The organism is Exiguobacterium flavidum, assembly GCF_003344535.1.
Lineage (GTDB): Bacteria > Bacillota > Bacilli > Exiguobacteriales > Exiguobacteriaceae > Exiguobacterium_A > Exiguobacterium_A flavidum.
The window spans coordinates 166,872-189,434 of record NZ_QPKS01000002.1 but is presented as its reverse complement, the minus strand read 5'-3'; the positions used below and the strand labels follow the sequence as shown (position 1 = coordinate 189,434).

Genomic DNA, 22,563 nt, shown 5'->3' with positions numbered 1-22,563 from the left:
TCCACCTTCGCCTTGATACTTCCTGTCATTTCGCAAGCAATTGTCCGATGATCACCCGGGAAATCCGCTCGTATCCCGCATCGTTCGGATGCAGCCCGTCCCAGGTGTATCTTTCGAGATTGAGTTTCGTCAGCCCACTCTCCTTGAAGAGGTCGATCACCGGAACGCTGTATCGTTCACCGACCGACCGGACCGCCTCGACATAATCGATCAGACGGTGTCCACTCTTGTTCATGGAATCGATCGTATGCCCGTCCTTGTCCCGCTGGAGCGGTGTCATCAGGAAGATACGCTGCTCCGGATTCTCCTTTAGGATATGTTCGAGCAGCGTCTGGTAGGCTCCGCAGAACGTCGTCGTATCGAACCGTTCTGATTCGATTCGTCCGAGCGGCGTCCCGAGTTTGAAATCGTTCGTCCCGGCGAAGATTGTCACCAAATCGACTGTATAATCTTGCGCCAGACCTGTTCGGACGACAGATCCTTCCGCACCGTCACGTTCCGCCATCGTATCACCAGGAACCGCCTTGTTGACGATTTCAGAAAAACCCAGCACTTCCCGCGCAAGCGTCTGATATCCCCGTGCGATCGTTTTGTCCTCCTTGTACGGTTTGCTGTCCTGCCACGTGATCGAGTCCCCCAGTGTCAGCCATGTGCCTCCTTCATACGTCCGTTCAAATCTTTCCATCTTTCCTCCCCCTTTCCTTCTCTATACCCGCCAAACGAAAAAAGCGTCCCCTCTTTATAGTAGAGGAAACGCTCCATTACTTTTAACAACCGCCAGGCGTACCGGCGTTCGTCGCCGTCCGGAAACTCGTCCCGCAACCGCACGTCGCGATCGCGTTCGGATTCTTGATCGTAAAACCGCCGCCGAGCATCGACTGCTTGTAGTCGATTTCGAGACCTTTTACGACCGGATAGTCCTTCTCTTCGACGATGACGTTGACGCCATGTTGTTCGAACGAGAGATCCTGCTCCTTCTGGCTATCGAATCCCATTCCGTACGACAGGCCGCTGCATCCGCCGCCTTGGACGAGGACACGGAGATTCCGTTCGTCTTCTGCTGTCTGCTGCATCATCTCTTTCACCTGGAGTGCTGCTGCTTCCGTCAAATGGATCATCGTATCACCTTCTTTCTTCCCTTAGTATACGCAACTTCATCCCGTTACAAAAGCAACCTGCTTGTAATGAATGGCGATTCAGTGTATAAAGAGAGTGTAACAAAAAATAAAATATCGTTCCATCTTCGGGGCAGGGTGAAATTCCCGACCGGCGGTAAAAAGACGAAACGTCTTAAGCCCGCGAGCGAATAGGGCGCTATTTGCTGATTCCGTGCAATTCGGGAGCCGACAGTACAGTCTGGATGGGAGAAGATGGCGGCATCACTTCGTATTTCGAAATCTGCACGATTTCGACATGCTTAGTTTCTTGCGGACTTCTCCCCTTCTGAACACCATTCAGGAGGGGTTTATTCATGATGCAAGGATGCCAATACTTCATCGAGAGGAACGAGCAAAAAGGAGAAATACTCGTATGAAACGCAATGCAACCGCAACAACTCAAAACACTTCGCCTCGTGCGAAGCGGACGAAGAACACCCAGCGCATGGTCACTTTGTCGATGCTCGGGTCGATCTCATTCGTACTCATGCTACTGAACTTCCCCTTACCGTTCTTGCCGAACTATCTGAAGATCGACTTCAGCGACGTCCCGGCGCTCATCGCAGCCATCATGTTCACTCCGGCAGCAGGCGTCATCGTCGAAGCACTCAAGAACATTCTTTACTATATCTTCCGCGGCAGCGGTGTCCCAGTCGGCGAACTGGCGAACTTCGCGGCGGGCGTCGCCTTCATCTTGCCAGTCAGCTGGTTCTACCATAAGAAGAAGTCGACGAAAGGCCTCGCGACTGGTCTTGTCGCAGGTACGATCACGATGGCGCTCGGCCTCGCGATCCTCAACTATGTCTTGATCCTTCCAGCATACGCTTGGTTCTTCGGAATGGACTACATGCTCGACCCGTCAGTGAAATGGACGACGATCATCGCAGGTATCCTGCCGTTCAACGTCATCAAAGCGATCTTCATCTCAGCGCTCTTCGTACCGCTGTTCCTGAAGCTCAAGCCTTGGATTGCTCGACGCGAACAAGCAGCCTGATTCCGATGCCGCGCCCGGCTGGATCTAACTTAAAAGCGCTAGCGACTTCACTTCGTCGCTAGCGCTTTTTCTATTTTCCGTTTCAATTTTTGCGCCGTCACGTCAAGCGCAGGCAACTCACGTTCGATCTCTGCATCCGAGTAGAAGTCCGCGAACGTCTGGCCTTCGTACCGCGGCACGAGATGCAGGTGGTAATGCCCGAGGTCGCTGAAGACGCCCCCGTTCTGGCACATCGTCACACCGTCCGGACGGAACGTCTCTGTTATGACTTGACTCAACAACATCGATGCCTCGAGCACGGCGTGAGCGCTTGCCCCTAGTTCATGATGCTCCTCGACATGTGCTTTCGGCAGGATCAGCACATGCCCCTCGTTGAACGGCTCGATGTCGAGAAGACACGTCACATGTTCATCCTCATATACGACATGGACCGGCAGCTCCTTGTTCGCGAGCCGGCATCCTAAGCACTCTTTATTCTGGTTCATTTTCATCCCCCTTCTCAACTTTATTCGAAAGGACCACCCTGCATTCCTGCTTGGTGGCCCTTTCTCATAGTTCGTTCTCTTCGATTTTTTCGTATATCTTCTCAAGCAATTCTTCCGGCGTCTCTCCGACGACCGTCTCTCCGTCGACGAGACAGAAATGGTCAAGCGAGCAGATGCCGCAATAACCGAGACAGCCATACTCGACGACGTCGACGTTCGGGTCGCGCTCGAGCGCCTCCATGACCTTCTGCGTCCCGTTCGCGAGGTTGCTGATGCAAAATTCGATGATCGGATTCAAAATATTCTCCTCCTCTTAGCAGGAATTACGGTACCTCATGTCGTATTATACTAGGTCAGACTGATTTAGGGGAACAAGGGGGATTTTTTGTCTATGAAACAACTCGTCGTACTTGGTGGGGGTTATGGGGGAATGCGGATCTGTGAACGTCTGAAGGACGAGAAAGTCGCAGTCACGCTGATCGACCGCCTGCCGTATCATGCATTGAAAACAGAATACTACGCACTCGCAGCAGGGACGCTGTCGGACCGGGACGTCCGGATAGCGTTTCCTGAAGGAGAGCATTTGAAATATCAATATGGACATGTCGTCAAGATCGACCCGGACAACGCAGTCGTCCATCTGCTTGACGGAAGCGAGATCAAGTACGATGATCTCGTCATCGCGCTCGGCTGTGAAGATAAGTATCATAACATCCCGGGAGCGCAGGAGTTCACGTACAGCATCCAGACACTCGAGGAATCACGCAAGACGCAACAGGCGATCAACGGCCTGCCGCCGGGCTCTGTCGTTTCGATCGTCGGCGCAGGGTTGTCCGGCGTCGAGCTCGCGAGCGAGCTGCACGAGAGCCGTTCAGACTTGAAGGTCCGCCTGTTCGACCGCGGACCATCCGTCCTGTCATTCTTGTCAGATAAGGTCTCGAAATACGTCCAGGGATGGTTCGAGGAGCATGACGTCGATGTCGTCAACAACTCGAACGTCACACTCGTCACGGCGGACGGCGTCCACAATGGGGAGGACGTCTATCCATCGAACCTGACGATCTGGACGGCCGGGACACAACCGGTCAAGGTCGTGCGCGATCTCGGCTTCGAGGCGGACAGCGGCGGACGGATCAAGTTGACGGAACACCATCACGTTCCGGGTTACCCGGACGTGTTCGTGATCGGTGACTGCGCAAGCCTACCTTACGCACCGAGCGGTCAGCTCGCAGAGCACCAGGCGGACCAGGTCATCGACGTGCTCGAGGCGAAATGGGAAGGCAAGAAACTTCCGCGCCTGCCGGAGATCAAGCTCCGCGGCATGCTCGGCTCACTCGGCAAGAGCGACGGCTTCGGCATCGTCATGGGGAAACAGGCGCTGACGGGGAAAGTGCCGCGCCTGCTCAAATCCGGCGTGCTCTGGAAGCATAAGAAAATCAAATAACATCTGATTTCGAAAGGACGGCATGCCATGAACTTTACGATTGATGTGCACTGCAGTCCCATTTACACACACCGCCTGAAGCAGAACGGTTCCTTCGGTCAGCTGGCCGCACCATACGGCGAGCCATCTCGAGATGATTTCATCTTCGCGTCGTATGCCGCTGCAACAGAATGGCTCGAGCAGAACGAATCTTACACACTGGGCGGAAAGGCTTATCTCACCTGCCCGGCAACTGTTTCTTTTGAAGACCCTGTACTGATCATCCGTCCGCACCGGAACTCGAAGCCTAGTCAACCTGTGTTTTCCAAAAGCGAACTGAAGACACTGCTCATACAACGAGATGAACGGATCAACAGCGCCTTGGTCGTTGATTTCGATGGGTTTCTTCACTTGTTACCGCTCGAACGATCACTTCTGGAGGGCTATCCTGTCCGCCTGGAGACGTTCATCGCGGGTGACAGCCTGCCTGACGTAGACACAATATATCGGTTGCTCCTGCAGGGTTGGTTCGATCATTTGACCACCGGAGAAATCGTTTATGCTCATGAGGTGCAAGACATCGACGAAGAAGCGCTCACGAACGCGATCCGAGATGTGGTATCTAACATATGACGATGTAAGGCCCGTTCACCGACTTATGCCGGGAACGGGCCTTACGCTCGTATTTCAGGAAGTCTGCCCGAGCTTCGCGTCGATCGCGTCCGTGATTTTCTTCAAGCGGACGTACCCCTCATCAATCACTTCGCCGTCCAGGACGACGAGCGGATAGAAATATTCGTCCGCCTCGAGCGCCTCGACGAAGGCGTCGCGCTCATCCTTCTCGAAATCGATATACCGGAACGTCACCGGCACCTCGTACTTCCGCTCGATGACGGCCTTCAGCCAACTGTAGGTCTCTTCCGAACTCGGTGCCCCGACACAACTCGGACACGTCGCCTGTGCCCCGTAGACTCTCATTTCCATCCCCGTTCCCCCTCTTCTTTTCCTTCACCTTTCAGTATACTAAGTTTTCCCGATTGAGAACATTTTTCAACCCTGATACAATGAAACTATCAAGAAAGGAAGTGCATACGCATGGAAATGTTCGATCAAGTCAATGAAGTACTCGACAAATTGCGTCCGTTCCTTCTCCGCGACGGAGGAGACGTTGAACTCGTAGATGTTGAAGATGGTATCGTCAAACTCCGTTTGATGGGTGCTTGCGGCAGCTGCCCAAGTTCAACGATCACATTGAAGGCCGGCATCGAGCGCGCGCTGCTTGAAGAAGTAGCAGGCGTCGTCGAAGTCGAACAAGTCTTCTAATACACAAGGACCGAGCGAATCGCTCGGTCCTCTTTTTTTGCCTTATAGTGTCCACTCGGCGAGCGACTCGACCATATAGGTCGGCTGCTTCTCCTGTTCCCGGACGAACGACGGTCCGTGGACGCCCGAGTTGACGTGAAGCGTCCGGATGCCGCCGTCAATCCCGAACAGGATGTCCGTATGGTAGTTGTCACCGACCATGATGAGGTCCTCTTTATCGAGTCCGATCATCTCGGCTGCGATGTCGACCATGACCGGTTCCGGCTTGCCGATGAAGAACGGCTCCTTCTCGGTCGTCACGCGCAGGACCGACGTCAGCGCCCCGTTCCCCGGGAGCAGTCCGCGCTCCGTCGGGATGGCGATGTCGCCGTTCGTCGAGAGGAAGCGGGCGCCGTTCCGGATGGCGAGCGCCCCTTTCGCGAGTTTCTCATATGTGATCTGCCGGTCGAGCCCGATGACGACGTAATCCGCCTGCTCGCCGTCGACGACAGACAATCCTTCGTCTTCGAGTGCGAGACGCAAACCTTCCTCACCGATCATGTAGACGTCAGCACCCGGATCCATCTCGCGGATATAACGCGCCGTCGCCATCGCACTCGTCAGGATGTTCTCAGCCGTGCAATGAACACCCATCTCCTGCAGACGCAAAGCGACCGCTTCCGGCGTCATAGACGCGTTGTTCGTGACGAACAGGTACGGGATCTTCTCTTCCTGCAGCTGGTTGACGAATGCGACCGCCTCTGCAATCGGCTGAACACCGTGATACATCGTACCGTCTAAATCAAACAAATAACCTTTTGCTTTCATCCTATTCACTCCTCAATTGGCAAGAACGCTGAGACCGGCCCGAGTTCTGTCTCGAGATAACGCCGGATTTCCTGCGGGAATCGCTTCAGCTGCTGTTCGTTCATATCAAGCACTGTGTCAACGCGTCCGGCACTCGCCTCGACGAACGACCGGACGATCAGCGTCCGCAGGGCGACGAGCCGCTTCAGGCTCTCTGCGAGCGGTCCGTCGACGACCTTCTCGTCCTCGAGGATCTCGATGATGTCCTCGTAACTGCCCGGATCACGCATGATGAATCCGTCGATGACGCTGTTGCCGACGTCGATGACGCTCTCGATCAACAAAAACCCGATTCGCTCGACGGCGAGGTCACGCGTCGTCTCGTCCCCCGACAAGACAGCACGCTTCGCCCATCCCGCTTCGTAACATTTCAATGCCTGCTCTATTTTTTCACGGTCTACAAAATACATAGTGATTCCCCCTCACGTCTTCTATTTTAGCGCTCTCACCGGACTGATGAAAGGATATTGCTGGTTTGCGTCCTAATTTCAAATGTGTTATCCTCATCGTAGTGTTTTTGACTAAAATAGTATGTCACATATCGTGACTTGGAGGTAATAGAGTATGGAACGCGAATTGGCACTGGAAATCGTACGGGCAACGGAAGCGGCAGCGCTCGCTTCAGCGAAATGGATCGGTCGGGGCAAGAAGAACGAGGCGGATGACGCAGCGACGACTGCGATGCGCGAAGTCCTCAACACGGTCAACATGAGCGGTACGGTCGTCATCGGCGAAGGTGAGCTCGACGAGGCACCGATGCTCTTCATCGGCGAAAAAGTCGGCACGTCGAACGGTCCAGTCGTCGATATCGCGGTCGATCCGCTCGAAGGGACGAACATCGTCGCGAAAGGTCTCGGCAACGCGATGGTCGTCATCGCCGTCGCGGACAAAGGCGCTCTCCTCCACGCACCGGATATGTATATGGATAAATTGACGGTCGGTCCGAACTTGAAAGGCAAGGTATCGCTCGACGATTCACTCGAGACGCTGATCGAGAAGGCCGCGAAGTACAACAACAAACGCATCGAGGAAGTCACGGTCATCATGCAGGACCGCCCGCGCCACGATCACTTCCGCGAGGCAGCGATGCGGATGGGCGCCCGCGTCCGCCTGTTCGAGGACGGAGACGTCTCGGCAGGAATCGCTCCGCTCTCGCCGGCGACCGGCATCGACATCTTCATCGGCACTGGCGGTGCCCCTGAAGGCGTCATCACGGCAGCGGCCGTCAAGGCGATGGGCGGCGACATGCAGGCCCGTCTCCATCCGATGAACGACGAGGAAGAGGCACGCGTCATCCGGATGGGCCTCGCTGATCCGTATCAGTTGCTGACGCTCGACGACCTCATCAAGAGCGACGACTGCATCTTCGCAGCGACAGGTGTCACGACGGGTGAGATGCTCGACGGCGTCCGTTTCCTGACGGACGACATCGTCGAGACGACATCGCTCGTCATGCGCTCGAAGACACGGACGATCCGCAAGGTCATCGCGGAGCACAGCCTCTCACGCAAGCCTTACTTGCAAAAGGTGCCGCAAACCCTTTAATCTATCCTTAGAGGAAAGGGAGTTGCGCCATGTACACAGAACGGGATTATCTCTATGACGATGTCGAACAGACGAAGACACGCTTCGTCAGCTGGATCGGGGAATCGAGCCGGTTCGACCTTGCGATCACCCATTCCGAACATTTCTTCGGAAAGATCCTCGTCTTGAACCTGCTGTCGAACCGCTTCGCCATCATCGGTGCTGACGACTTCGACGAACCGAGCTACATCGCCCAGGCGTTCGACCTCGAGACGGACGCGGCAGACGAGCTCGAAGGATACTTGAAGGAATATATCGGATTATGAATCGAAAGTGCTCGCCCTTTGAGGCGGGCACTTTTTCGTCCCCACGAAAAAAGACCTCACCCGAGGGCAAGGTCCCAGCCTTCATTAAATCAACCGGTCGTTACGTTCGTTGAGCGTGTTCGGACCACTGAAGACGTTCGTGTTGTCCGACTCGTCATGCGCTTTGCGGTTCGCGTGCTCATCCGCGTCGTCGCGAACGAGGAGCGCGAACTCACCGTGCTTGACGGCTGTATTGACGCGATGGATGTCTTCCTTCGACAAGCCGTTCGCCTCCAGATACTCATGATGCGAAGCGACATGCTCATCCTTCTTGAAGATGCCTTTGATCTCATCCCAGAGGTTGCGGTGATCCTGGACTGACAGCTTCGTTGCCGTCTGCTGGTTATCGAGGTCCGCCATCTCCTCGATCCGCTCGAGGTCGTACTCGTCCTTCGCGACGACTTTCAGGTCAGTCGGGATGACGCCTGCTACGCGCAGATCATATACTGCGCTTACTACTTCCGGTACGGTCTTATAGATGCCAACGATTCTCATGTCCATGTCCCCCTATAGTTTGCGTGATAGTATAGTAATAGCCGTTTTCCCCGAAAGGAAAACGGCTATTTTTCACGACCCATGGTCATTCTTCTTCTTGTTTGGCGGAAAACTTCCGCTTCAGCTTCAGCGTATTGGCGGAGGAGCCGTCGAAGCGAGGTGGTGCTTCTTCCCCTTCCGCGGGCTCAACCCGCTTGACGATGAAGTAGGCGCAACCGAAATTGCAGTACTCATAGAGATAATCCGCGGCATGCGAAATCTTCGTCTCGTATGTCGCCTTCTCATGATCATCCTCATAGAAACCGCGCAACCGCAGTTGCCCGTGTCCCCAGTCACCGAGGATGTAGTCATATTTCTCGAGGACGTCGCTGAAACGGCCGATGAAGGCTTCCTCGTTGAATCCTTCGCGCTTCTCCTCGACGACCTCATATCGTTCCTGATTGACTTGAATCATTATTCCCACCTCCTGCTTCTTATATAATAGCATATTCCCGGCTTTCTGCACCTCAACAAAACAGCCCCTCCGTAAGCCGGAAGAGCTGTTTAGACCGTTCAGTCGATCGGCAATGCCGTCTTGTTCTGCTTCGCGGAACGGACCTGTTCGTCAGCGTGATAGGACGAACGCACGAGCGGACCGGCTTCGCAGTGCGAGAAGCCTTTCGAGAGCGCGATCTCCTTCAGCTCGGCGAACTCCTTCGGATGGTAGTACTTGATGACGTCGAGGTGCTTCTTCGTCGGCTGCAGGTACTGGCCGATCGTCATGATGTCGACGTCGTGCGCACGCAGGTCGTCCATCGTCTCAAGGATTTCCTCCCACGTCTCGCCGAGGCCGACCATCAGGCTCGACTTCGTCGGGATGTTCGGATTGAGCTCCTTCGAACGCTTCAGGAACTCGAGCGTGCGGTCGTACGTCGCCTTCGCCCGGACAGTCGGCGTCAGGCGGCGGACCGTCTCGATGTTGTGGTTCATGATGTCAGGTTCTGCGTCGATCAGCGTCTTGAGCGCCTCGAAGTTCCCGCCCATGTCGGACGGCAGGACCTCGATCGACGTCTCCGGATTCATCCGGCGTACGGCACGGACCGTCTCGGCGTAGACGCCTGCCCCGAAGTCATTCAGGTCGTCGCGCGCGACGGCCGTGATGACCGCATGCTTCAAGTTCATCAATCGGACCGATTCCGCGACGCGTTGCGGCTCTTCGAGGTCGAGCTCGTTCGGACGTCCCGTCGTCACGGCGCAGAAACGGCAGGCGCGTGTGCAAATGCTGCCGAGGATCATGAACGTCGCCGTCCGGCGTACCGCCCAGCACTCGTGGATGTTCGGACATTTCGCTTCCTCACATACCGTATGCAGCTTCTTCTCCCGCATCATGTTCTTCAGGCCTGTGTACGTATCGTTCGTGTTTAGCTTGATTTTTAACCATTCCGGTTTGCGTTGAATCTCCCCGCGTCCCATTTAGTCATCCCCCTATGCCATTCACTTTTTCCGTTCAAGTATACCAAACCTGAACGGTCATGTTGCGTCGATTCGGACTTTTTTGCTCTTTTCTGTCAATTCCTGCGCCAACAGGTCGCGCAACAGCTCGGGCAGGAAATACTCCTTCGGCACGTCCTTCAGTTCCGGGAAAATCGGTCCGAACGTGAACATGTCGAGCGTCGCGAGCGTATAGGTGCCTAATGGATCGATCGATTTTCCGGCAATCCGGATGTCTCGATCGACGGTCATACCTGCATAGTGCATCTTTCCCATCAGTTTCCCGCGGAAGCCGAGACCACGCACCTTGAGCTGCCTGAAATCATTCGCTTCGAACCGGTCGATCAGTTGAATCAGTTCCGTGCCGCTGAGCGTCAGCTTGCATGGATTGATCGGATGGGGACAGAGACGGTGCAGGTCATGTCGCGTGACGTCTCCTGGCGGCAAGGAGCCGAGCAGGATGCCCGCCGGTGCGCAAGCGATGTCTGCTTCGCACCACTGTTGCATGACATCCGTAAGGAGCTGTGTGAACGGTGAGCTCGAGAACCAGTCATTCGCTAGACCTGATGTCCTACCAATGGATTCCTTCATATCACGTTCTGCCGAGTGCACTTCCCGTTCGAGAAACGAAAGTGTCTCATCGTCCGGCTCATAGGCACGCAGCGGATGCAGGAGCGCATGCTTCTCCCCTGTGTCCGTGTTGATGTAGATTTCACCGGCATATTGCCCGTGCTTCCCAGCTTGTGCGATCAAGACGCCGTTGCGGACGACACCGTCGTCAAGGACGTGATGGGTGTGTGCCCCGACGATCAAATCGAGCTCCGGGAAACGGTCTGCGAGTTCCTCGTCCTGATAGTATCCGAGATGACTGAGGCAGATCAGGACGTCGACCTGTCCGCGCAGGTCCTCGACTTCGCGCCGGGCAGCTGCGAACGGATCCTCGATTTCCCAGTCGAGCAGGCTGTACAACTGCTCGTACGGCGCCGTCAGGCCGAACAGGCCGACGCGTCCTTCCGCCGTCTCGACGATCATCCCGTCACGTGCGAACGGTGCGTCGAGGTTCGAGACGAGGACCGGGAAATCCGCGTCCGCGTAGAGCGCGCTGAGCCAGTCATGCGGGAAGGTGATGCCTTCATTGTTGCCGATCGTCACGGCCGTCGGGGCGAGCTGGTTCAGCAGGCCGGTGTTGATCTGCCCCCGCGTCGCCTCCGTCGCCGGATGGGCCCGGTCCGCGTGGTCTCCGAGGTCGAAGACGAGCGTCTCGTATGTCCGGTGTTGCTTGACGAACGACAGGTAGCGAGGCCACATGTCGAAGTTCGAATGCAGGTCGTTGTAATGGATCACATGCAGCTTCACTAGATCGCTCCTTTCGTTAAAACAGGGAGATTTGGCGAGGCGCGAGCTCATAGTTCAGACCGAGGATCTCGATCAGTCGCTTCGCGTTCGGCGCCGCATCTCCGGCAGAGTTGTTGTTAAAGAAAACATACACGTCTTTCGCCTCTTCGGCAAGTGTTCGAATGGAGCGGGCGAGCTCCTGCAGTTCCTCTTCCGAGTAGCGGTAGAGGCAGCGGACCTTGCGCCAGGCGTCCGAGCTCTGACCCGGCTTCTTCAGCCAGCCTTCCTTGTTCCGACCGTGCAGCCGGACGAAGGCCGTCTCGTGCGTGACGACCGGATCGAACGGGACGGACCCGTCCCCGGTCTGCGGCTCGTCGCAGATCGTATGGATGAAACTCTGCTCCTTCAGGAAGTTCAGCGTCCGCTCCCGGTAGCCTGCCGAGTACCAGGATGGATTGCGGAACTCGATCGCGACGGGCAGGTTCGCGAGCGACAGACGGATCGTCCGCAAGTATTCGATGTGTTTCTTGCTGACGTCGAACCAGGGCGGCAGCTGGACGAGGATCGCGGCAAGCTTCCCGCTCTCGACCATCGGCTGGATCGACCGGATGTACTCCTCGAAGATCGGGCCGAGCGGATCCTTATGTTCCCGGTCGTGCCCGCTCATCGCCCGGTGGACCTTGACGATGAAGCGGAACGCGTCCGGCGTCTCCGACACCCATTTATGGTAGTTGCGCTCCGGCTGGATGGCGTAGAACGTCGAGTCGACCTCGACGGCCGGGAAGTGTCCGGCATACGCCTTCAGCTTCTCCTTCCGGTCCTGCGGCGTCGGATAGAGCGAATCATGGTCGCCCCATCCCGTCACTCCGACATAGATCATCTGAACCCCTCCTCCAAATCATTTCCGCCAGAATGTCGTACACTCGGCCTTCTCCGTCCGGTTATACTCGATCATCTTACGAAGCAAGTCATAATCGACCGGTTTTTCCCAAGGCAGGCGGACGAGCATCTTGCTGTGCTCGTATCCGGCTTTGATGATTTCATCTGAGAAGCGGACGATCCCTGCCCGCTCCGGCGCGACGGCGAGATGCTTCTGCGACGTGCTGAAGCCGATGATGAACGTGCCGTGGTCGGTGAACATCGGCTGGTTCCAGGCGAGACGCGGCGCGAGCTCCGGAAATTCACTCGCTACCCAGCCGAGCACCTCTTCCGTTCGCAGCCGGTGATCCGGATGATCGATTTTATCGAGAAACTCCTTGAATACTTCCACTAGAGACGCCTCCCTTTTTCGGACGCTTCGACGCATCCTGCTACTCTCCATCATACCAAACCGCAGCTCATTTGGTGTCCGAATGACGTGCGTACTTGAGTAAGACGGCACCGCTCGCAAAGGTTCGGGTCTCAATCAAAACGAGGTCGAGTTTCTCCGCGAACTCCCCGAACATCCGCTTTCCTGCTCCGAGCAGGATCGGATAGATGACGACGTGGTATTCGTCGACCAGGTCGCGTTCGATGAACTCACGGGCGAGCTCCGCCCCGCCGAGCGAGATGTTCTTACCCGGCTTGCTTTTCAACTCCCGGACCTCGCTCTCGATGTCACGGGCGAGCCGGGCACGTCCTTCTACATGTGTCAGCGTCCGCGAGAAGACGATCTTATCGAGCGCGTTCCAGAGCAGTGCGTATTCGACCGTCACGCGGCCGGCGTCCGGATTCTGTTCCGCCGTCGGCCAGAAGTCGTTCATCGTCTCATACAGCCGACGTCCGTAGATGTGCGTGTCGTTCTCCCGCTCGCGGTCGTTGAAGTAGCTGTGCAATTCGTCGTCCGGATTGGTGAAGCTGATCGAACCGTTCGCGTCCTCGATGTACCCGTCAAGCGACATCTGCATCGAAAAGATGATCTTTCGCATTGTCCCCACTCCTTTTCTAGAAGGACTGACACAGCTGCAAAGAAACCCCTGCCACGATGCGTGACAGGGGTAGCCATATTATCCGATCGAACCTTCCATCTCGAACTTGATGAGACGGTTCATCTCGACCGCGTACTCCATCGGCAGTTCCTTCGTGAACGGCTCGATGAAGCCCATGACGATCATTTCAGTCGCTTCCTCTTGCGAGATGCCGCGGCTCATCAGGTAGAAGAGTTGCTCTTCCGATACCTTCGAGACTTTCGCTTCATGCTCGAGCGAGATGTTGTCGTTTAGGATCTCGTTGTACGGGATCGTATCCGACGTCGACTGGTTGTCCATGATGAGCGTGTCGCACTCGATGTTCGAGCGGGCACCCGTCGCTTTGCGTCCGAAGTGGACGATTCCGCGGTACGTGACTTTCCCGCCATGCTTCGAGATCGACTTCGAGACGATCGTCGACGACGTGTTCGGTGCGAGGTGGATCATCTTCGCGCCCGCGTCCTGATGCTGGCCTTTACCGGCGATCGCGATCGACAGTGTCATGCCGCGCGAACCTTCGCCTTTGAGGATGACCGCAGGATATTTCATCGTCAGCTTCGAGCCGATGTTCCCGTCGACCCATTCCATCGTCGCGCCAGCTTCACAGATCGCACGCTTCGTGACGAGGTTGTAGACGTTGTTCGCCCAGTTCTGGATCGTCGTGTAACGGCAGTAGGCGTTCTTGTTGATGAAAATCTCGACGACAGCCGAGTGGAGCGAGTTCGTCGTGTAGACCGGTGCCGTACATCCTTCGACGTAGTGGACTGAAGCGTCCTCGTCGACGATGATGAGCGTCCGCTCGAACTGACCCATGTTCTCCGAGTTGATGCGGAAGTAGGCTTGAAGCGGTGTATCCATCTTGATGCCTTTCGGGACGTAGATGAACGATCCGCCTGACCAGACGGCCGTATTGAGCGCAGCGAACTTGTTGTCCGTCGGCGGGATCAGCTTGCCGAAGTACTCCTTGAAGAGGTCTTCGTTCTCCTTGAGCGCTGAATCCGTGTCCTTGAACACGATGCCTTGCGCCTCGAGGTCTTCCTTCATGTTGTGGTAGACGACCTCTGACTCGTACTGAGCCGAGACACCTGCGAGATACTTCTGTTCTGCTTCCGGGATACCGAGCTTGTCGAACGTGCGCTTGATTTCTTCAGGCACCTCGTCCCATGATTTCTCGGCACGTTCAGACGGCTTGACGTAGTACGTGATGTCGTCGAACTTGAGTTCCGAGAGGTCTCCCCCCCACGCCGGCATCGCTTGATTGTTGAAGATATCAAGCGACTTCAGGCGGAAGTCGAGCATCCATTTCGGCTCTTCCTTCATTTTCGAGATCGTCTCGACGACTTCACGCGTGAGTCCGCGTCCTGAGCGGAAGATCGAAACGTCACGGTCGTGGAAGCCATATTTATAATCGCCGATTTCCGGCATGTTCTTAGCCATATTGTTTTCCTCCTCTAGCTTGCTGACCGAAGTCACTCGCCTTCTTCGACGCCGCGTTCGAGCGCCTTCCATGCGAGCGTCGCACACTTGATGCGGGCTGGGAATTTCGTGACGCCGGACAGTGCTTCCATGTCTCCGAGATCGAACGTCTCGTCGTCATAGTCCTTGCCCTGCACCATCGAAGAGAAGATGTCGGCGAGCTTGAGCGCTTCTTCGACCGTCTTCCCTTTGACGAGCTGCGTCATCATCGAGGCGGATGCCATGCTGATCGAACAGCCTTCCCCGTCGAACTTCGCGTCCTTGACGATATCGTCCTCGATCGCGAGCTGGAGACGAATCGTGTCCCCGCACGTCGGGTTGTTCATGTCGATCGTGACGCCGCCTTCGATCGCCCCGCGGTTGCGGGGGTTTTTATAGTGGTCCATGATCACTTGTCGGTACAAGAGATCGAGATTGTTAAAATCCATGACTGAAATACTCCTTCGTTTGGCGAAGACCTGTGACGAGCGCGTCGACTTCCTCCGTCGTGTTGTAGAGGTAGAAGCTCGCGCGTGCCGTCGAGCTTGCCCCGAGCCAGCGCATGAGCGGCTGGGCGCAGTGATGTCCGGCGCGGACGGCGATGCCCTGCATATCGAGGACCGTCGCCACGTCGTGCGCGTGGACGTCGCCGAGGTTGAACGTGACGAGACCGACGCGTTCCTCCGGTCCGTAGATCGTCAGCCCCTCGATATCGCGCATCTGATCCATCGCGTAGCGGGCGAGTGCCCGCTCGTGTGCCTCGATGTTCTCGAGACCGATCGACTCGAGGAAGTCGATCGCAGCGGACAGGCCGACCGCTCCTGCGATGATCGGCGTCCCTGCTTCGAAGCGGTACGGTGAAGGTTTGAACGTTGAGTCCTCGAGACCGACGTAGTCGATCATCTCGCCTCCGAACTCGACAGGTTCCATCGCGTTCAGGAGCGCCTTCTTGCCATACAGTACCCCGATGCCCGTCGGACCACACATCTTGTGGGCCGAGAAGGCGAGGAAGTCGCAATCGATCGCCTGCACGTCGATCTTCTGGTGCGGCGCACTCTGCGCCGCGTCGACGACGAGCACTGCTCCGACGCTGTGCACGAGAGTCGCGACGTCAGCGACCGGGTTGATCGTGCCAAGGACGTTCGAGACGTGCGCCATCGCGACGACTTTCGTCCGGTCCGTCACCTGGGCGCGGACAGCTTCCATCGTGACGCGGCCGTCCGGAGTCAGCTCGACGTACTTGAGCTTCGCCTTCTTCCGCTTCGCGACTTGCTGCCACGGAATCAGGTTCGCGTGGTGTTCGAGGTACGTGACGACGATTTCGTCGCCCTCCCCGACGTGTTCCATCCCGTAGCTCTGCGCGACGATGTTGATCGCCGTCGTCGTTCCGCGGGTGAACACGATTTCTTCCTGGTGCTGCGCGTTGATGAAACGTCGGACGTTCTCGCGCGCGCCTTCATACGCATCCGTCGCACGTGTGCCGAGCGTATGGACGCCGCGGTGCACGTTCGAGTGAGTCGTCTTATAGTAGTTCTCGATCGCCTCGATGACGACGAGCGGCTTTTGCGAAGAAGCTGCACTATCTAGATAGACGAGTTTCCGGTCGTTGACCGTCTGGTCGAGGATCGGAAACTGATCCCGGATGGATGCATCGATTTTCATTACTTAACTTTCCCTTCGATGACCTGAATGAGGCGTTCCTTCACTGAGTCGATCGCGAGCTCAGAGACGACTGGCTGCAGGAAGCCATGGACGACGAGTCGTTCCGCTTCCTTGCGCGAGAGACCGCGGCTCATCAAGTAATAGAGCTGAAGCTCATCGACACGGCCGACAGATGCTGCGTGGCCTGCCATGACGTCGTCCTCATCGATCAAGAGGATCGGGTTCGCGTCGCCGCGTGCCTTCTCCGACAGCATCAGGACGCGTTCCGTCTGGACACCGTTCGATTTCGAAGCGCCGTGGTGGATCATCGACGTCCCGTTGAAGATCGATGTCGCCGAATCCTTCATGACACCATGGATGAGGATGAAGCCTTCCGTCCCCTTGCCGAAGTGGTCCGTGCGGACGTTGAAGTTCTGCTTCTGGTCGCCGCGTCCGACCGTGACTGCCTTCGTGTCCGAGAACGCATCGTTCCCGACGAGGTGTGTCTTCGTGTCCGTGACCGTGTGACCGTCGTTCATGTGGCCGAGCGCCCATTCGAGCTTGCCGCCCTGCTTGACGACGCCGCGGCGGTTCATGTACGTGACCGCACCTTTAGCGAGCGTATCGACGCCGCCGAAGAGGACCTTCGCGTTGTCTTCGACGAACACTTCCGTGACGACGTTGACGTTGTGCGGAGCATCGCCGTAAGAGACGAAGTTCTCGATGTACGTCAGTTCGCTGTCCTTGTCGGCGACGATGATGCCGTGGTGATAGAGTGCGCCGTGCTCCTGCTCGAGCGTATAGATTGCCTGCATCGGCACCGTCAGCTTCAAGCCTTTCGGCACATACAGGAACGTACCGCCGTTCATGAGTGCGGCGTTCAGTGCGGCGAGGCGGTCCTCGTTCACCTGGATGCCTTCCGTCATGAAGTACTTCTCGACGAGATCCGCGTGGTTCTTGAGCGCGTCCTCGAGAGTCGTGAAGATGACACCGTTCGCCGCCTCGCTGTTTTGCGCGTGGACGACTTGTCCATTGCGCGTAACGAGCAGGTGGTCGCGGTTCTCACCGACGAGTGTTTCGATATCAGCAGTCAGGCCCGTCACGTTCTCGAGCTCAGTCGAGCCTTCCGTGAAGTTCCATCCGTCGATTTTGATTTTTTCTACTTTTGGCAACGCGAGCGTCGGGGCGAGATCAAGCGCGTCCTGACGCTTCGTGATCATCCATGCTGGCTCCCCGAGGCGAGTCGCACGTTCTGCCACTGCATCGCGATTTACTGCAAGATTCAGTTCTACAGTCATCATGCTTCCTCCCTCTGATTACGCTTCTGTCGGTTCTTCCGTTTCGATGCCAAGCTCAGTCTTGACCCATTCGTATCCTTCCGCCTCGAGGCGGTGTGCGAGCTCTTTACCACCAGAGAGAACGATCTTACCGTTCATCATGATGTGGACGAAGTCCGGCTCGATATAGTTGAGGAGGCGCTGATAGTGTGTGATGATCAGGCAGCCGAATTCAGGCGAACGCATGTCATTCACACCTTTTGCTACGACTTTCAACGCATCGATGTCGAGACCTGAGTCGATCTCGTCAAGGATCGCGATCGATGGCTTGAGCATCATCATCTGGAGGATCTCGTTACGTTTCTTCTCTCCGCCAGAGAATCCTTCGTTGAGGTAACGGTGCGCCATCTCGCCCGGCATCTCGAGGAAGTTCATTTGCGAGTCGAGTTCACGGATGAATTTCATGAGTGAGATCTCGTCTCCCTCTTCGCGGCGCGAGTTGATCGCTGAACGCAGGAAGTCCGCGTTCGTCACACCGCTGATTTCGCTCGGGTACTGCATCGCGAGGAACATACCTGCTTGTGCGCGCTCGTCGACTTCCATGTCGAGGACGTCTTCTCCGTTGATCGTGACTTTCCCCGAAGTCACTTCGTATGTCGGATGACCCATCAGTGCCGAAGCAAGTGTCGACTTACCAGTCCCGTTTGGTCCCATGACCGCGTGGATTTCGCCGCCTTTGATTTCAAGGTTTACGCCTTTCAAGATTTCTTTGCCTTCGATGGCAACGTGCAGATCTTCAATCTTCAAGTGTGAAGCCGTCATTTGGAATCCCTCCATCTATTCATTTCATGCCTGACGAATCAGGTCATGAGCGTTACTAATTTAGTATCATTCTAATCTTAAAGAATCATACCACATTATTCAAGCGACATCGCTTATGCTTTTTTCTCAAAAAAACCTCCCATTTTGAGAATAGGAGGTCACAAGTTGACGACTTTTTCTTCCGCTTCCGACTCCGTCTTGCGGTGGACCTTCTGTGACAACAGCAGCAGCGGAATGCCGAGGAGTGTGATGAGAGCAAGGAATCCGAAGACCGGGAGCGGTGCGCCTGCACCGTAGCTCGCGAGCAACTGGCCGCCGACGATCGGCCCGACAGATTGACCGATCGCTGTCAAGCCCATCGCCCCGAAATAACTTCCGCGGAGCTCGGGGCTCGCGAAACGGTCCGTCAGGATGTCGGTCATCGTAAACATCATCACTTCCCCGCATGTGAAGATGAACATCGCGAACACCATGAAAAGTGCGCTTGATGCGTTCCCGATCAGGAACAGTCCGACTGCGACCGTCGCGATGCCGGCCGTGATCGAGACGAGCGGCGACGTCCGGACACCGAACTTCATCACCGGATACTGGACGATGAGAACGGTCACTGCGTTGATTGTGATCAGGATGGCGAACAGCCCCGTCCCGCCGTCGATCAACGTCGTGTTCGTCAAAAACTGCGGCAACGTCGAGTTGAACTGGCTGTAGCCGAACACACCGAAGATGATGCCTGCGAGCGCGAACGTAAAGGCTGTGTCCCGTTTGAGCAAGGCGATCGTCGCCCCGAACGACACCTTCTTGCCCCCGTGCGTCTCTTCGAACGGATAGCGCCGGAACATCCAGAACACCATCACCCCGTAGATGGCGTAGACCGCTGCCGTGATATAGAACGTCACGGACGTCTTCCCGGCGCTGAGCAATAGCGCGATCCCCGGACCGATCGCAGCCGCTATATTGATGAACGTATAGCGCAGGTTGAAGACGAACAGCCGGTTCGCCTCGTCCGTCGTGTCGCTCATCAAGGCACGGGCGGACGGCTCGAATATCGACTTGCAGACCCCGCTCATGAAGCTGAGCAGGAAGAAGCCGAGGAAGGTAGAGGCTTGCGCGAGACCGAAGAAGACGATCGCGTAGCCGAACGTCCCGGCAAGCATCATCGCACGCCGCCCGTATCTGTCGGAGAGCGTGCCGCCGATGAAGCTCATCAAGAGACCGGCGATGGCCGATACGCTCATGATGTAGCCGATCGACAGCGGATCGAACTTGAGCACCATCGACAGATAGATGGCGAAGAACGGCATCGTCACGAACGTCGCGAGGCGCGAGAAGAACGTTCCGAACAACACGCCGAGCGCGAGCGGGTGGAGCGTCCGCAATTGCTGCATATGTATCCCCCCTTTGAAATAAAAAAGTAGCGCATTCCTCCATTATATAGGAGAAACACGCTACTTCCCTGGATTAATTATTCACTGACCGGTACGACTGCACCTTTGTATTCTTCAAGGATCCAGTCCTGGTTCTTCTTCTCGTGGAGGATGTCGACGAGCGCCTTGACCTTCTTCTCGTCCTCGTCGCCTTTACGCGTGACGATCAGGTTGACGTACGGCGAATCCTTGTCTTCAAGGGCGATCGCGTCCTTAAGCGGGTTCAGGCCGTTGTCGATCGCGTAGTTCGTGTTGATGAGGACCGCGTCCCCTTCGTCGTTCTTGTATGCTTGCGGCAAGAGCGACGCTTCGATGTCCGCCTTGAACTTGAGGTTTTTCGGGTTCTCAACGATGTCCTTCACTTGCGCGTCCGTCGTCTTGCCGTCCGCGAGCTTGATCAATCCTTCGTTTTGTAGGAGCGTCAAGATGCGGCCGTGGTCAGCGACTGACGAGCTCATCAGGATTTGCGCGCCTTCAGGAAGCTCCGCGAGTGACTTGTATTTCTTCGAATAGACGCCGATCGGCTCGATGTGGATGCCGCCTGCTTTCGCGAATTTATATGACTTGTTCTCTGCCATCTGCGAATCGAGGTACGGCTGGTGCTGGAAGTAGTTCGCGTCGATCTCTTCGTCGGCGAGCGCCTTGTTCGGCAGGACGTAATCCTGGAACTTCTTGATTTCGAGCTTGTAGCCCTTCGCTTCGTACTCCTTCTTGACGTGCTCGAGGATCTCAGCGTGCGGTACGTTCGACGCACCGATGACGAGCGTCTTGTCGTCGCCTGCCGACTCCTCTTCTCCTCCGCATGCCGCGAGGCTGATTGCGAGGACGGATACTGCCGCTGTTCCTACGAATTTCTTCCAAAGTTTCATGAATGATTCCTCCTAGTGTGTGATTAGCGTTTATCGATCGACCGGACGAGGATGTCGCCGATGAATTGGATGACGAAGACGATGACGAGCACGAGGATCGTCGCCATGACCGTCACATCGTTTTGAGAGCGCTGGAAGCCTTCGAGATAGGCCAGATTCCCGAGCCCGCCGCCGCCTACGACACCGGCCATCGCCGTGTAGCCGACGAGTGCGACGAGCGTGACGGTGATTCCGGAAACGATCGCCGGGAGCGCCTCCGGGATGAGTACTTTCAAGATGATTTGAAGCTTCGTAGCGCCCATTGATTCGGCCGCTTCGATGACTCCCTTATCGACTTCACGCAGGCCGAGTTCGACCATCCGCGCGTAGAATGGTGCAGCCCCGACGATGAGCGCCGGTAGTGCCGCTTCCGATCCGATGATCGAACCGGTGATGATCTTCGTCACCGGGAAGAGCAGGATCAGCAGGATGATGAACGGGATCGCCCGGAAGATGTTCGTAAAGAAGCTGAGGACGCTGTAAGCCGTCCGGTTCTTGAAGAGCAGCTCCTCGTTCGTCGCATACAGCAGAAGACCTAGAATAAGACCGAAGACGAACGTGAACAGTCCCGCGATGCCCGTCATGTAGAGCGTCTCTTGCGTCGCTTCCCACATTTGGACCCAATCGATGTTCTCAAACCATTTCATCGCTCATCCACCTCCACTTCGACGCCATTCTCCCGAAGCTTCGCGATCGAATGATCCGCTTTGTCCGCTTCTCCGATCAACTGGACGAAGAGTGTGCCGATCGCGCCGTCCTGCGTCTGGCTGACGCTTCCCCCGATGATGTTGAAGAGGACGTCTGCGTCCTTCATCACCTCGGCAAGGATCGGGCTCTCAGCCGATGTTCCGACGAACGTCAGTTGAACGATCCGGCCGGTCGGATAACGTTCGCGCAGGTGGCTGAACGTCAGCTCATTCTCGTTCGGCGTCGTCAACTGCTTGACGAACTCACGCGTGATCGGTTGCTCCGGATGACGGAACACCTGCAGAACAGGACCCTGTTCGACGATCTTTCCGCCTTCCATGACCGCGACGCGATGACAGATCTTTTGGATGACGTGCATCTCATGCGTGATGAGGACGATCGTCAGCCCGAGCTTCTGATTGATGTCGACGAGCAGGTCGAGGATCGAGTCCGTCGTCTTCGGATCGAGCGCGCTCGTCGCCTCGTCGCACAGCAGGACGTCCGGGTTCGATGCGAGGGCACGTGCGATGCCGACCCGCTGTTTCTGACCGCCCGACAGCTGTGACGGATAGTTCTTCTCCCGTCCGTCGAGACCAACGAGCTGGACGAGTTCCGCTACACGCTCCGCGCGCTTCGCTTTCGGATAACCTGCGAGCTCGAGCGGGAAGGCGATGTTCTCCTCGACCGTCCGCGACCAAAGCAGATTGAAGTGCTGGAACACCATCGAGACGTTTTTCCGGACGCCCCGGAGTTCCTTCGGCTTGAGCGTCGTCATTTCGACGCCGTCGATCTGGATGCTGCCGCTCGTCGGCGTCTCAAGCATGTTGAGCAGACGGATCAACGTCGACTTACCGGCTCCAGAATAGCCGATGATACCAAAGATTTCTCCGCGTTCGATCGTCAAGTCGACGTCCGTCACGGCGTTGATCGCACCGTGACGCGTCTTGTAGACCTTCGCGAGATTTTGTAGACGAATCAAGACTTTC

General features: G+C 56.4%; 29 protein-coding genes and 1 riboswitch. Of the genes, 6 read left to right on the top strand and 23 right to left on the bottom strand.

Translation table 11 applies throughout. The features are described 5' to 3' along the window. Nucleotides 1–25 precede the first annotated feature (25 nt). Together DFG60_RS02755 and DFG60_RS02750 are read right to left on the bottom strand one after the other, a co-directional pair. Nucleotides 26–685, bottom strand: a complete 660-nt coding sequence (locus DFG60_RS02755) for an SGNH/GDSL hydrolase family protein (protein WP_114570208.1) — start codon at nt 683–685, stop codon at nt 26–28. An 82-nt stretch (nt 686–767) separates the two neighbouring features. Beyond that, a complete protein-coding gene (locus DFG60_RS02750) occupies nt 768–1,118 on the bottom strand; it encodes a HesB/IscA family protein (RefSeq protein WP_114570207.1) in 351 nt (116 codons plus the stop codon). Between the two features lie 117 nt (nt 1,119–1,235). Further along, nucleotides 1,236–1,376: riboswitch (FMN riboswitch) on the top strand. A gap of 226 nt (nt 1,377–1,602) precedes the next feature. Here DFG60_RS02750 and DFG60_RS02745 point away from each other — a divergent pair. After that, on the top strand, nt 1,603–2,151 hold the full coding sequence (locus DFG60_RS02745; RefSeq protein ID WP_114570316.1) for an ECF transporter S component: 549 nt from the start codon (nt 1,603–1,605) through the stop codon (nt 2,149–2,151). 47 nt (nt 2,152–2,198) lie between these two features. Here DFG60_RS02745 and DFG60_RS02740 read toward each other — a convergent pair whose 3' ends face one another. After that, nucleotides 2,199–2,636 carry an HIT family protein gene (locus DFG60_RS02740; RefSeq protein ID WP_114570206.1) on the bottom strand — a complete coding sequence of 146 codons (438 nt, stop codon included), beginning with the start codon at nt 2,634–2,636 and terminating at the stop codon, nt 2,199–2,201. Nucleotides 2,637–2,700: 64 nt separating this feature from the next. Next, nucleotides 2,701–2,934 (bottom strand): YuzB family protein, encoded by a 234-nt coding sequence (locus DFG60_RS02735; protein ID WP_114570205.1) that lies wholly within the window; start codon nt 2,932–2,934, stop codon nt 2,701–2,703. A 93-nt stretch (nt 2,935–3,027) separates the two neighbouring features. Here DFG60_RS02735 and DFG60_RS02730 point away from each other — a divergent pair, with 93 nt between their 5' ends. Both DFG60_RS02730 and DFG60_RS02725 read left to right on the top strand, forming a co-directional pair. Then, nucleotides 3,028–4,080: an NAD(P)/FAD-dependent oxidoreductase gene (locus DFG60_RS02730; RefSeq protein WP_114570204.1), complete on the top strand. Its 1,053-nt coding sequence runs from the start codon at nt 3,028–3,030 to the stop codon at nt 4,078–4,080. Between the two features lie 27 nt (nt 4,081–4,107). Then, nucleotides 4,108–4,692 (top strand): hypothetical protein, encoded by a 585-nt coding sequence (locus DFG60_RS02725; RefSeq protein WP_114570203.1) that lies wholly within the window; start codon nt 4,108–4,110, stop codon nt 4,690–4,692. Nucleotides 4,693–4,746: 54 nt separating this feature from the next. Here the strand turns inward: DFG60_RS02725 and DFG60_RS02720 are convergent, their stop codons facing one another. Next, nucleotides 4,747–5,043 carry a DUF1462 family protein gene (locus DFG60_RS02720; protein ID WP_114570202.1) on the bottom strand — a complete coding sequence of 99 codons (297 nt, stop codon included), beginning with the start codon at nt 5,041–5,043 and terminating at the stop codon, nt 4,747–4,749. A gap of 111 nt (nt 5,044–5,154) precedes the next feature. Here DFG60_RS02720 and DFG60_RS02715 point away from each other — a divergent pair, with 111 nt between their 5' ends. After that, nucleotides 5,155–5,382, top strand: coding sequence for a NifU family protein (locus DFG60_RS02715; RefSeq protein ID WP_114570201.1), 228 nt, complete (start codon nt 5,155–5,157; stop codon nt 5,380–5,382). 42 nt (nt 5,383–5,424) lie between these two features. On the opposite strand, the gene DFG60_RS02710 is transcribed toward DFG60_RS02715, so the two are convergent. Next, nucleotides 5,425–6,189 (bottom strand): TIGR01457 family HAD-type hydrolase, encoded by a 765-nt coding sequence (locus tag DFG60_RS02710; protein WP_114570200.1) that lies wholly within the window; start codon nt 6,187–6,189, stop codon nt 5,425–5,427. A gap of 5 nt (nt 6,190–6,194) precedes the next feature. Next, the gene (locus DFG60_RS02705) at nt 6,195–6,638 is read right to left on the bottom strand and encodes a DUF86 domain-containing protein (RefSeq protein WP_114570199.1); all 444 of its coding nucleotides are present in this window, start codon (nt 6,636–6,638) and stop codon (nt 6,195–6,197) included. A gap of 154 nt (nt 6,639–6,792) precedes the next feature. Between DFG60_RS02705 and glpX the strand changes: the two genes are divergently transcribed. Further along, nucleotides 6,793–7,773 carry a class II fructose-bisphosphatase gene (gene glpX, locus DFG60_RS02700; RefSeq protein WP_114570198.1) on the top strand — a complete coding sequence of 327 codons (981 nt, stop codon included), beginning with the start codon at nt 6,793–6,795 and terminating at the stop codon, nt 7,771–7,773. 29 nt (nt 7,774–7,802) lie between these two features. Beyond that, nucleotides 7,803–8,078 (top strand): DUF3055 domain-containing protein, encoded by a 276-nt coding sequence (locus DFG60_RS02695; protein WP_114570197.1) that lies wholly within the window; start codon nt 7,803–7,805, stop codon nt 8,076–8,078. Nucleotides 8,079–8,162: 84 nt separating this feature from the next. On the opposite strand, the gene DFG60_RS02690 is transcribed toward DFG60_RS02695, so the two are convergent. From DFG60_RS02690 to DFG60_RS02615, 16 genes are all read right to left on the bottom strand, one after another. Continuing rightward, nucleotides 8,163–8,612 (bottom strand): general stress protein, encoded by a 450-nt coding sequence (locus DFG60_RS02690; protein ID WP_114570196.1) that lies wholly within the window; start codon nt 8,610–8,612, stop codon nt 8,163–8,165. 85 nt (nt 8,613–8,697) lie between these two features. Continuing rightward, entirely contained in the window at nt 8,698–9,066 is a 369-nt protein-coding gene (locus DFG60_RS02685; RefSeq protein WP_114570195.1) for a YutD family protein, read from the bottom strand. Nucleotides 9,067–9,164: 98 nt separating this feature from the next. Beyond that, the gene (lipA, locus tag DFG60_RS02680; RefSeq protein WP_114570194.1) at nt 9,165–10,064 is read right to left on the bottom strand and encodes a lipoyl synthase; all 900 of its coding nucleotides are present in this window, start codon (nt 10,062–10,064) and stop codon (nt 9,165–9,167) included. A 57-nt stretch (nt 10,065–10,121) separates the two neighbouring features. Continuing rightward, the gene (locus tag DFG60_RS02675; protein WP_114570193.1) at nt 10,122–11,438 is read right to left on the bottom strand and encodes a bifunctional metallophosphatase/5'-nucleotidase; all 1,317 of its coding nucleotides are present in this window, start codon (nt 11,436–11,438) and stop codon (nt 10,122–10,124) included. A gap of 16 nt (nt 11,439–11,454) precedes the next feature. After that, nucleotides 11,455–12,297 (bottom strand): DUF72 domain-containing protein, encoded by an 843-nt coding sequence (locus DFG60_RS02670; protein WP_114570192.1) that lies wholly within the window; start codon nt 12,295–12,297, stop codon nt 11,455–11,457. 18 nt (nt 12,298–12,315) lie between these two features. Further along, nucleotides 12,316–12,687 carry an iron chaperone gene (locus DFG60_RS02665; RefSeq protein WP_114570191.1) on the bottom strand — a complete coding sequence of 124 codons (372 nt, stop codon included), beginning with the start codon at nt 12,685–12,687 and terminating at the stop codon, nt 12,316–12,318. Nucleotides 12,688–12,754: 67 nt separating this feature from the next. Further along, entirely contained in the window at nt 12,755–13,324 is a 570-nt protein-coding gene (locus tag DFG60_RS02660) for a dihydrofolate reductase family protein (protein WP_114570190.1), read from the bottom strand. Nucleotides 13,325–13,402: 78 nt separating this feature from the next. After that, entirely contained in the window at nt 13,403–14,800 is a 1,398-nt protein-coding gene (gene sufB / locus DFG60_RS02655; protein WP_114570189.1) for a Fe-S cluster assembly protein SufB, read from the bottom strand. Nucleotides 14,801–14,832: 32 nt separating this feature from the next. Beyond that, a complete protein-coding gene (gene sufU / locus DFG60_RS02650) occupies nt 14,833–15,267 on the bottom strand; it encodes a Fe-S cluster assembly sulfur transfer protein SufU (protein WP_114570188.1) in 435 nt (144 codons plus the stop codon). Continuing rightward, nucleotides 15,257–16,480, bottom strand: coding sequence for a cysteine desulfurase (locus DFG60_RS02645; protein WP_114570187.1), 1,224 nt, complete (start codon nt 16,478–16,480; stop codon nt 15,257–15,259). The genes sufU and DFG60_RS02645 overlap by 11 nt, the downstream gene beginning before the upstream one ends. After that, on the bottom strand, nt 16,480–17,757 hold the full coding sequence (gene sufD / locus DFG60_RS02640; protein WP_114570186.1) for a Fe-S cluster assembly protein SufD: 1,278 nt from the start codon (nt 17,755–17,757) through the stop codon (nt 16,480–16,482). Before sufD ends, DFG60_RS02645 begins: the two co-directional genes overlap by 1 nt. A gap of 18 nt (nt 17,758–17,775) precedes the next feature. Continuing rightward, the gene (sufC, locus tag DFG60_RS02635; RefSeq protein ID WP_114570185.1) at nt 17,776–18,558 is read right to left on the bottom strand and encodes a Fe-S cluster assembly ATPase SufC; all 783 of its coding nucleotides are present in this window, start codon (nt 18,556–18,558) and stop codon (nt 17,776–17,778) included. Between the two features lie 158 nt (nt 18,559–18,716). Further along, a complete protein-coding gene (locus tag DFG60_RS02630; protein ID WP_114570184.1) occupies nt 18,717–19,943 on the bottom strand; it encodes an MDR family MFS transporter in 1,227 nt (408 codons plus the stop codon). A gap of 77 nt (nt 19,944–20,020) precedes the next feature. Next, the gene (locus DFG60_RS02625; RefSeq protein ID WP_114570183.1) at nt 20,021–20,851 is read right to left on the bottom strand and encodes a MetQ/NlpA family ABC transporter substrate-binding protein; all 831 of its coding nucleotides are present in this window, start codon (nt 20,849–20,851) and stop codon (nt 20,021–20,023) included. Nucleotides 20,852–20,874: 23 nt separating this feature from the next. Then, nucleotides 20,875–21,537: a methionine ABC transporter permease gene (locus tag DFG60_RS02620; RefSeq protein ID WP_114570182.1), complete on the bottom strand. Its 663-nt coding sequence runs from the start codon at nt 21,535–21,537 to the stop codon at nt 20,875–20,877. Then, nucleotides 21,534–22,556 carry a methionine ABC transporter ATP-binding protein gene (locus DFG60_RS02615; RefSeq protein WP_114570181.1) on the bottom strand — a complete coding sequence of 341 codons (1,023 nt, stop codon included), beginning with the start codon at nt 22,554–22,556 and terminating at the stop codon, nt 21,534–21,536. Before DFG60_RS02615 ends, DFG60_RS02620 begins: the two co-directional genes overlap by 4 nt. Nucleotides 22,557–22,563 lie beyond the last annotated feature (7 nt).

Bases quoted from the DNA above. Each gene is read 5' to 3' on its own strand.
- DFG60_RS02755 (WP_114570208.1), bottom strand. From the start codon at position 685: ATGGAAAGATTTGAACGGACGTATGAAGGAGGCACATGGCTGACACTG.
- DFG60_RS02750 (WP_114570207.1), bottom strand. From the start codon at position 1,118: ATGATCCATTTGACGGAAGCAGCAGCACTCCAGGTGAAAGAGATGATG.
- DFG60_RS02745 (WP_114570316.1), top strand. From the start codon at position 1,603: ATGGTCACTTTGTCGATGCTCGGGTCGATCTCATTCGTACTCATGCTA.
- DFG60_RS02740 (WP_114570206.1), bottom strand. From the start codon at position 2,636: ATGAACCAGAATAAAGAGTGCTTAGGATGCCGGCTCGCGAACAAGGAG.
- DFG60_RS02730 (WP_114570204.1), top strand. From the start codon at position 3,028: ATGAAACAACTCGTCGTACTTGGTGGGGGTTATGGGGGAATGCGGATC.
- DFG60_RS02725 (WP_114570203.1), top strand. From the start codon at position 4,108: ATGAACTTTACGATTGATGTGCACTGCAGTCCCATTTACACACACCGC.
- DFG60_RS02720 (WP_114570202.1), bottom strand. From the start codon at position 5,043: ATGGAAATGAGAGTCTACGGGGCACAGGCGACGTGTCCGAGTTGTGTC.
- DFG60_RS02715 (WP_114570201.1), top strand. From the start codon at position 5,155: ATGGAAATGTTCGATCAAGTCAATGAAGTACTCGACAAATTGCGTCCG.
- DFG60_RS02710 (WP_114570200.1), bottom strand. From the start codon at position 6,189: ATGAAAGCAAAAGGTTATTTGTTTGATTTAGACGGTACGATGTATCAC.
- DFG60_RS02705 (WP_114570199.1), bottom strand. From the start codon at position 6,638: ATGTATTTTGTAGACCGTGAAAAAATAGAGCAGGCATTGAAATGTTAC.
- glpX (WP_114570198.1), top strand. From the start codon at position 6,793: ATGGAACGCGAATTGGCACTGGAAATCGTACGGGCAACGGAAGCGGCA.
- DFG60_RS02695 (WP_114570197.1), top strand. From the start codon at position 7,803: ATGTACACAGAACGGGATTATCTCTATGACGATGTCGAACAGACGAAG.
- DFG60_RS02690 (WP_114570196.1), bottom strand. From the start codon at position 8,612: ATGAGAATCGTTGGCATCTATAAGACCGTACCGGAAGTAGTAAGCGCA.
- DFG60_RS02685 (WP_114570195.1), bottom strand. From the start codon at position 9,066: ATGATTCAAGTCAATCAGGAACGATATGAGGTCGTCGAGGAGAAGCGC.
- lipA (WP_114570194.1), bottom strand. From the start codon at position 10,064: ATGGGACGCGGGGAGATTCAACGCAAACCGGAATGGTTAAAAATCAAG.
- DFG60_RS02670 (WP_114570192.1), bottom strand. From the start codon at position 12,297: ATGATCTATGTCGGAGTGACGGGATGGGGCGACCATGATTCGCTCTAT.
- DFG60_RS02660 (WP_114570190.1), bottom strand. From the start codon at position 13,324: ATGCGAAAGATCATCTTTTCGATGCAGATGTCGCTTGACGGGTACATC.
- sufB (WP_114570189.1), bottom strand. From the start codon at position 14,800: ATGGCTAAGAACATGCCGGAAATCGGCGATTATAAATATGGCTTCCAC.
- sufU (WP_114570188.1), bottom strand. From the start codon at position 15,267: ATGGATTTTAACAATCTCGATCTCTTGTACCGACAAGTGATCATGGAC.
- DFG60_RS02645 (WP_114570187.1), bottom strand. From the start codon at position 16,480: ATGAAAATCGATGCATCCATCCGGGATCAGTTTCCGATCCTCGACCAG.
- sufD (WP_114570186.1), bottom strand. From the start codon at position 17,757: ATGACTGTAGAACTGAATCTTGCAGTAAATCGCGATGCAGTGGCAGAA.
- sufC (WP_114570185.1), bottom strand. From the start codon at position 18,558: ATGACGGCTTCACACTTGAAGATTGAAGATCTGCACGTTGCCATCGAA.
- DFG60_RS02630 (WP_114570184.1), bottom strand. From the start codon at position 19,943: ATGCAGCAATTGCGGACGCTCCACCCGCTCGCGCTCGGCGTGTTGTTC.
- DFG60_RS02625 (WP_114570183.1), bottom strand. From the start codon at position 20,851: ATGAAACTTTGGAAGAAATTCGTAGGAACAGCGGCAGTATCCGTCCTC.
- DFG60_RS02620 (WP_114570182.1), bottom strand. From the start codon at position 21,537: ATGAAATGGTTTGAGAACATCGATTGGGTCCAAATGTGGGAAGCGACG.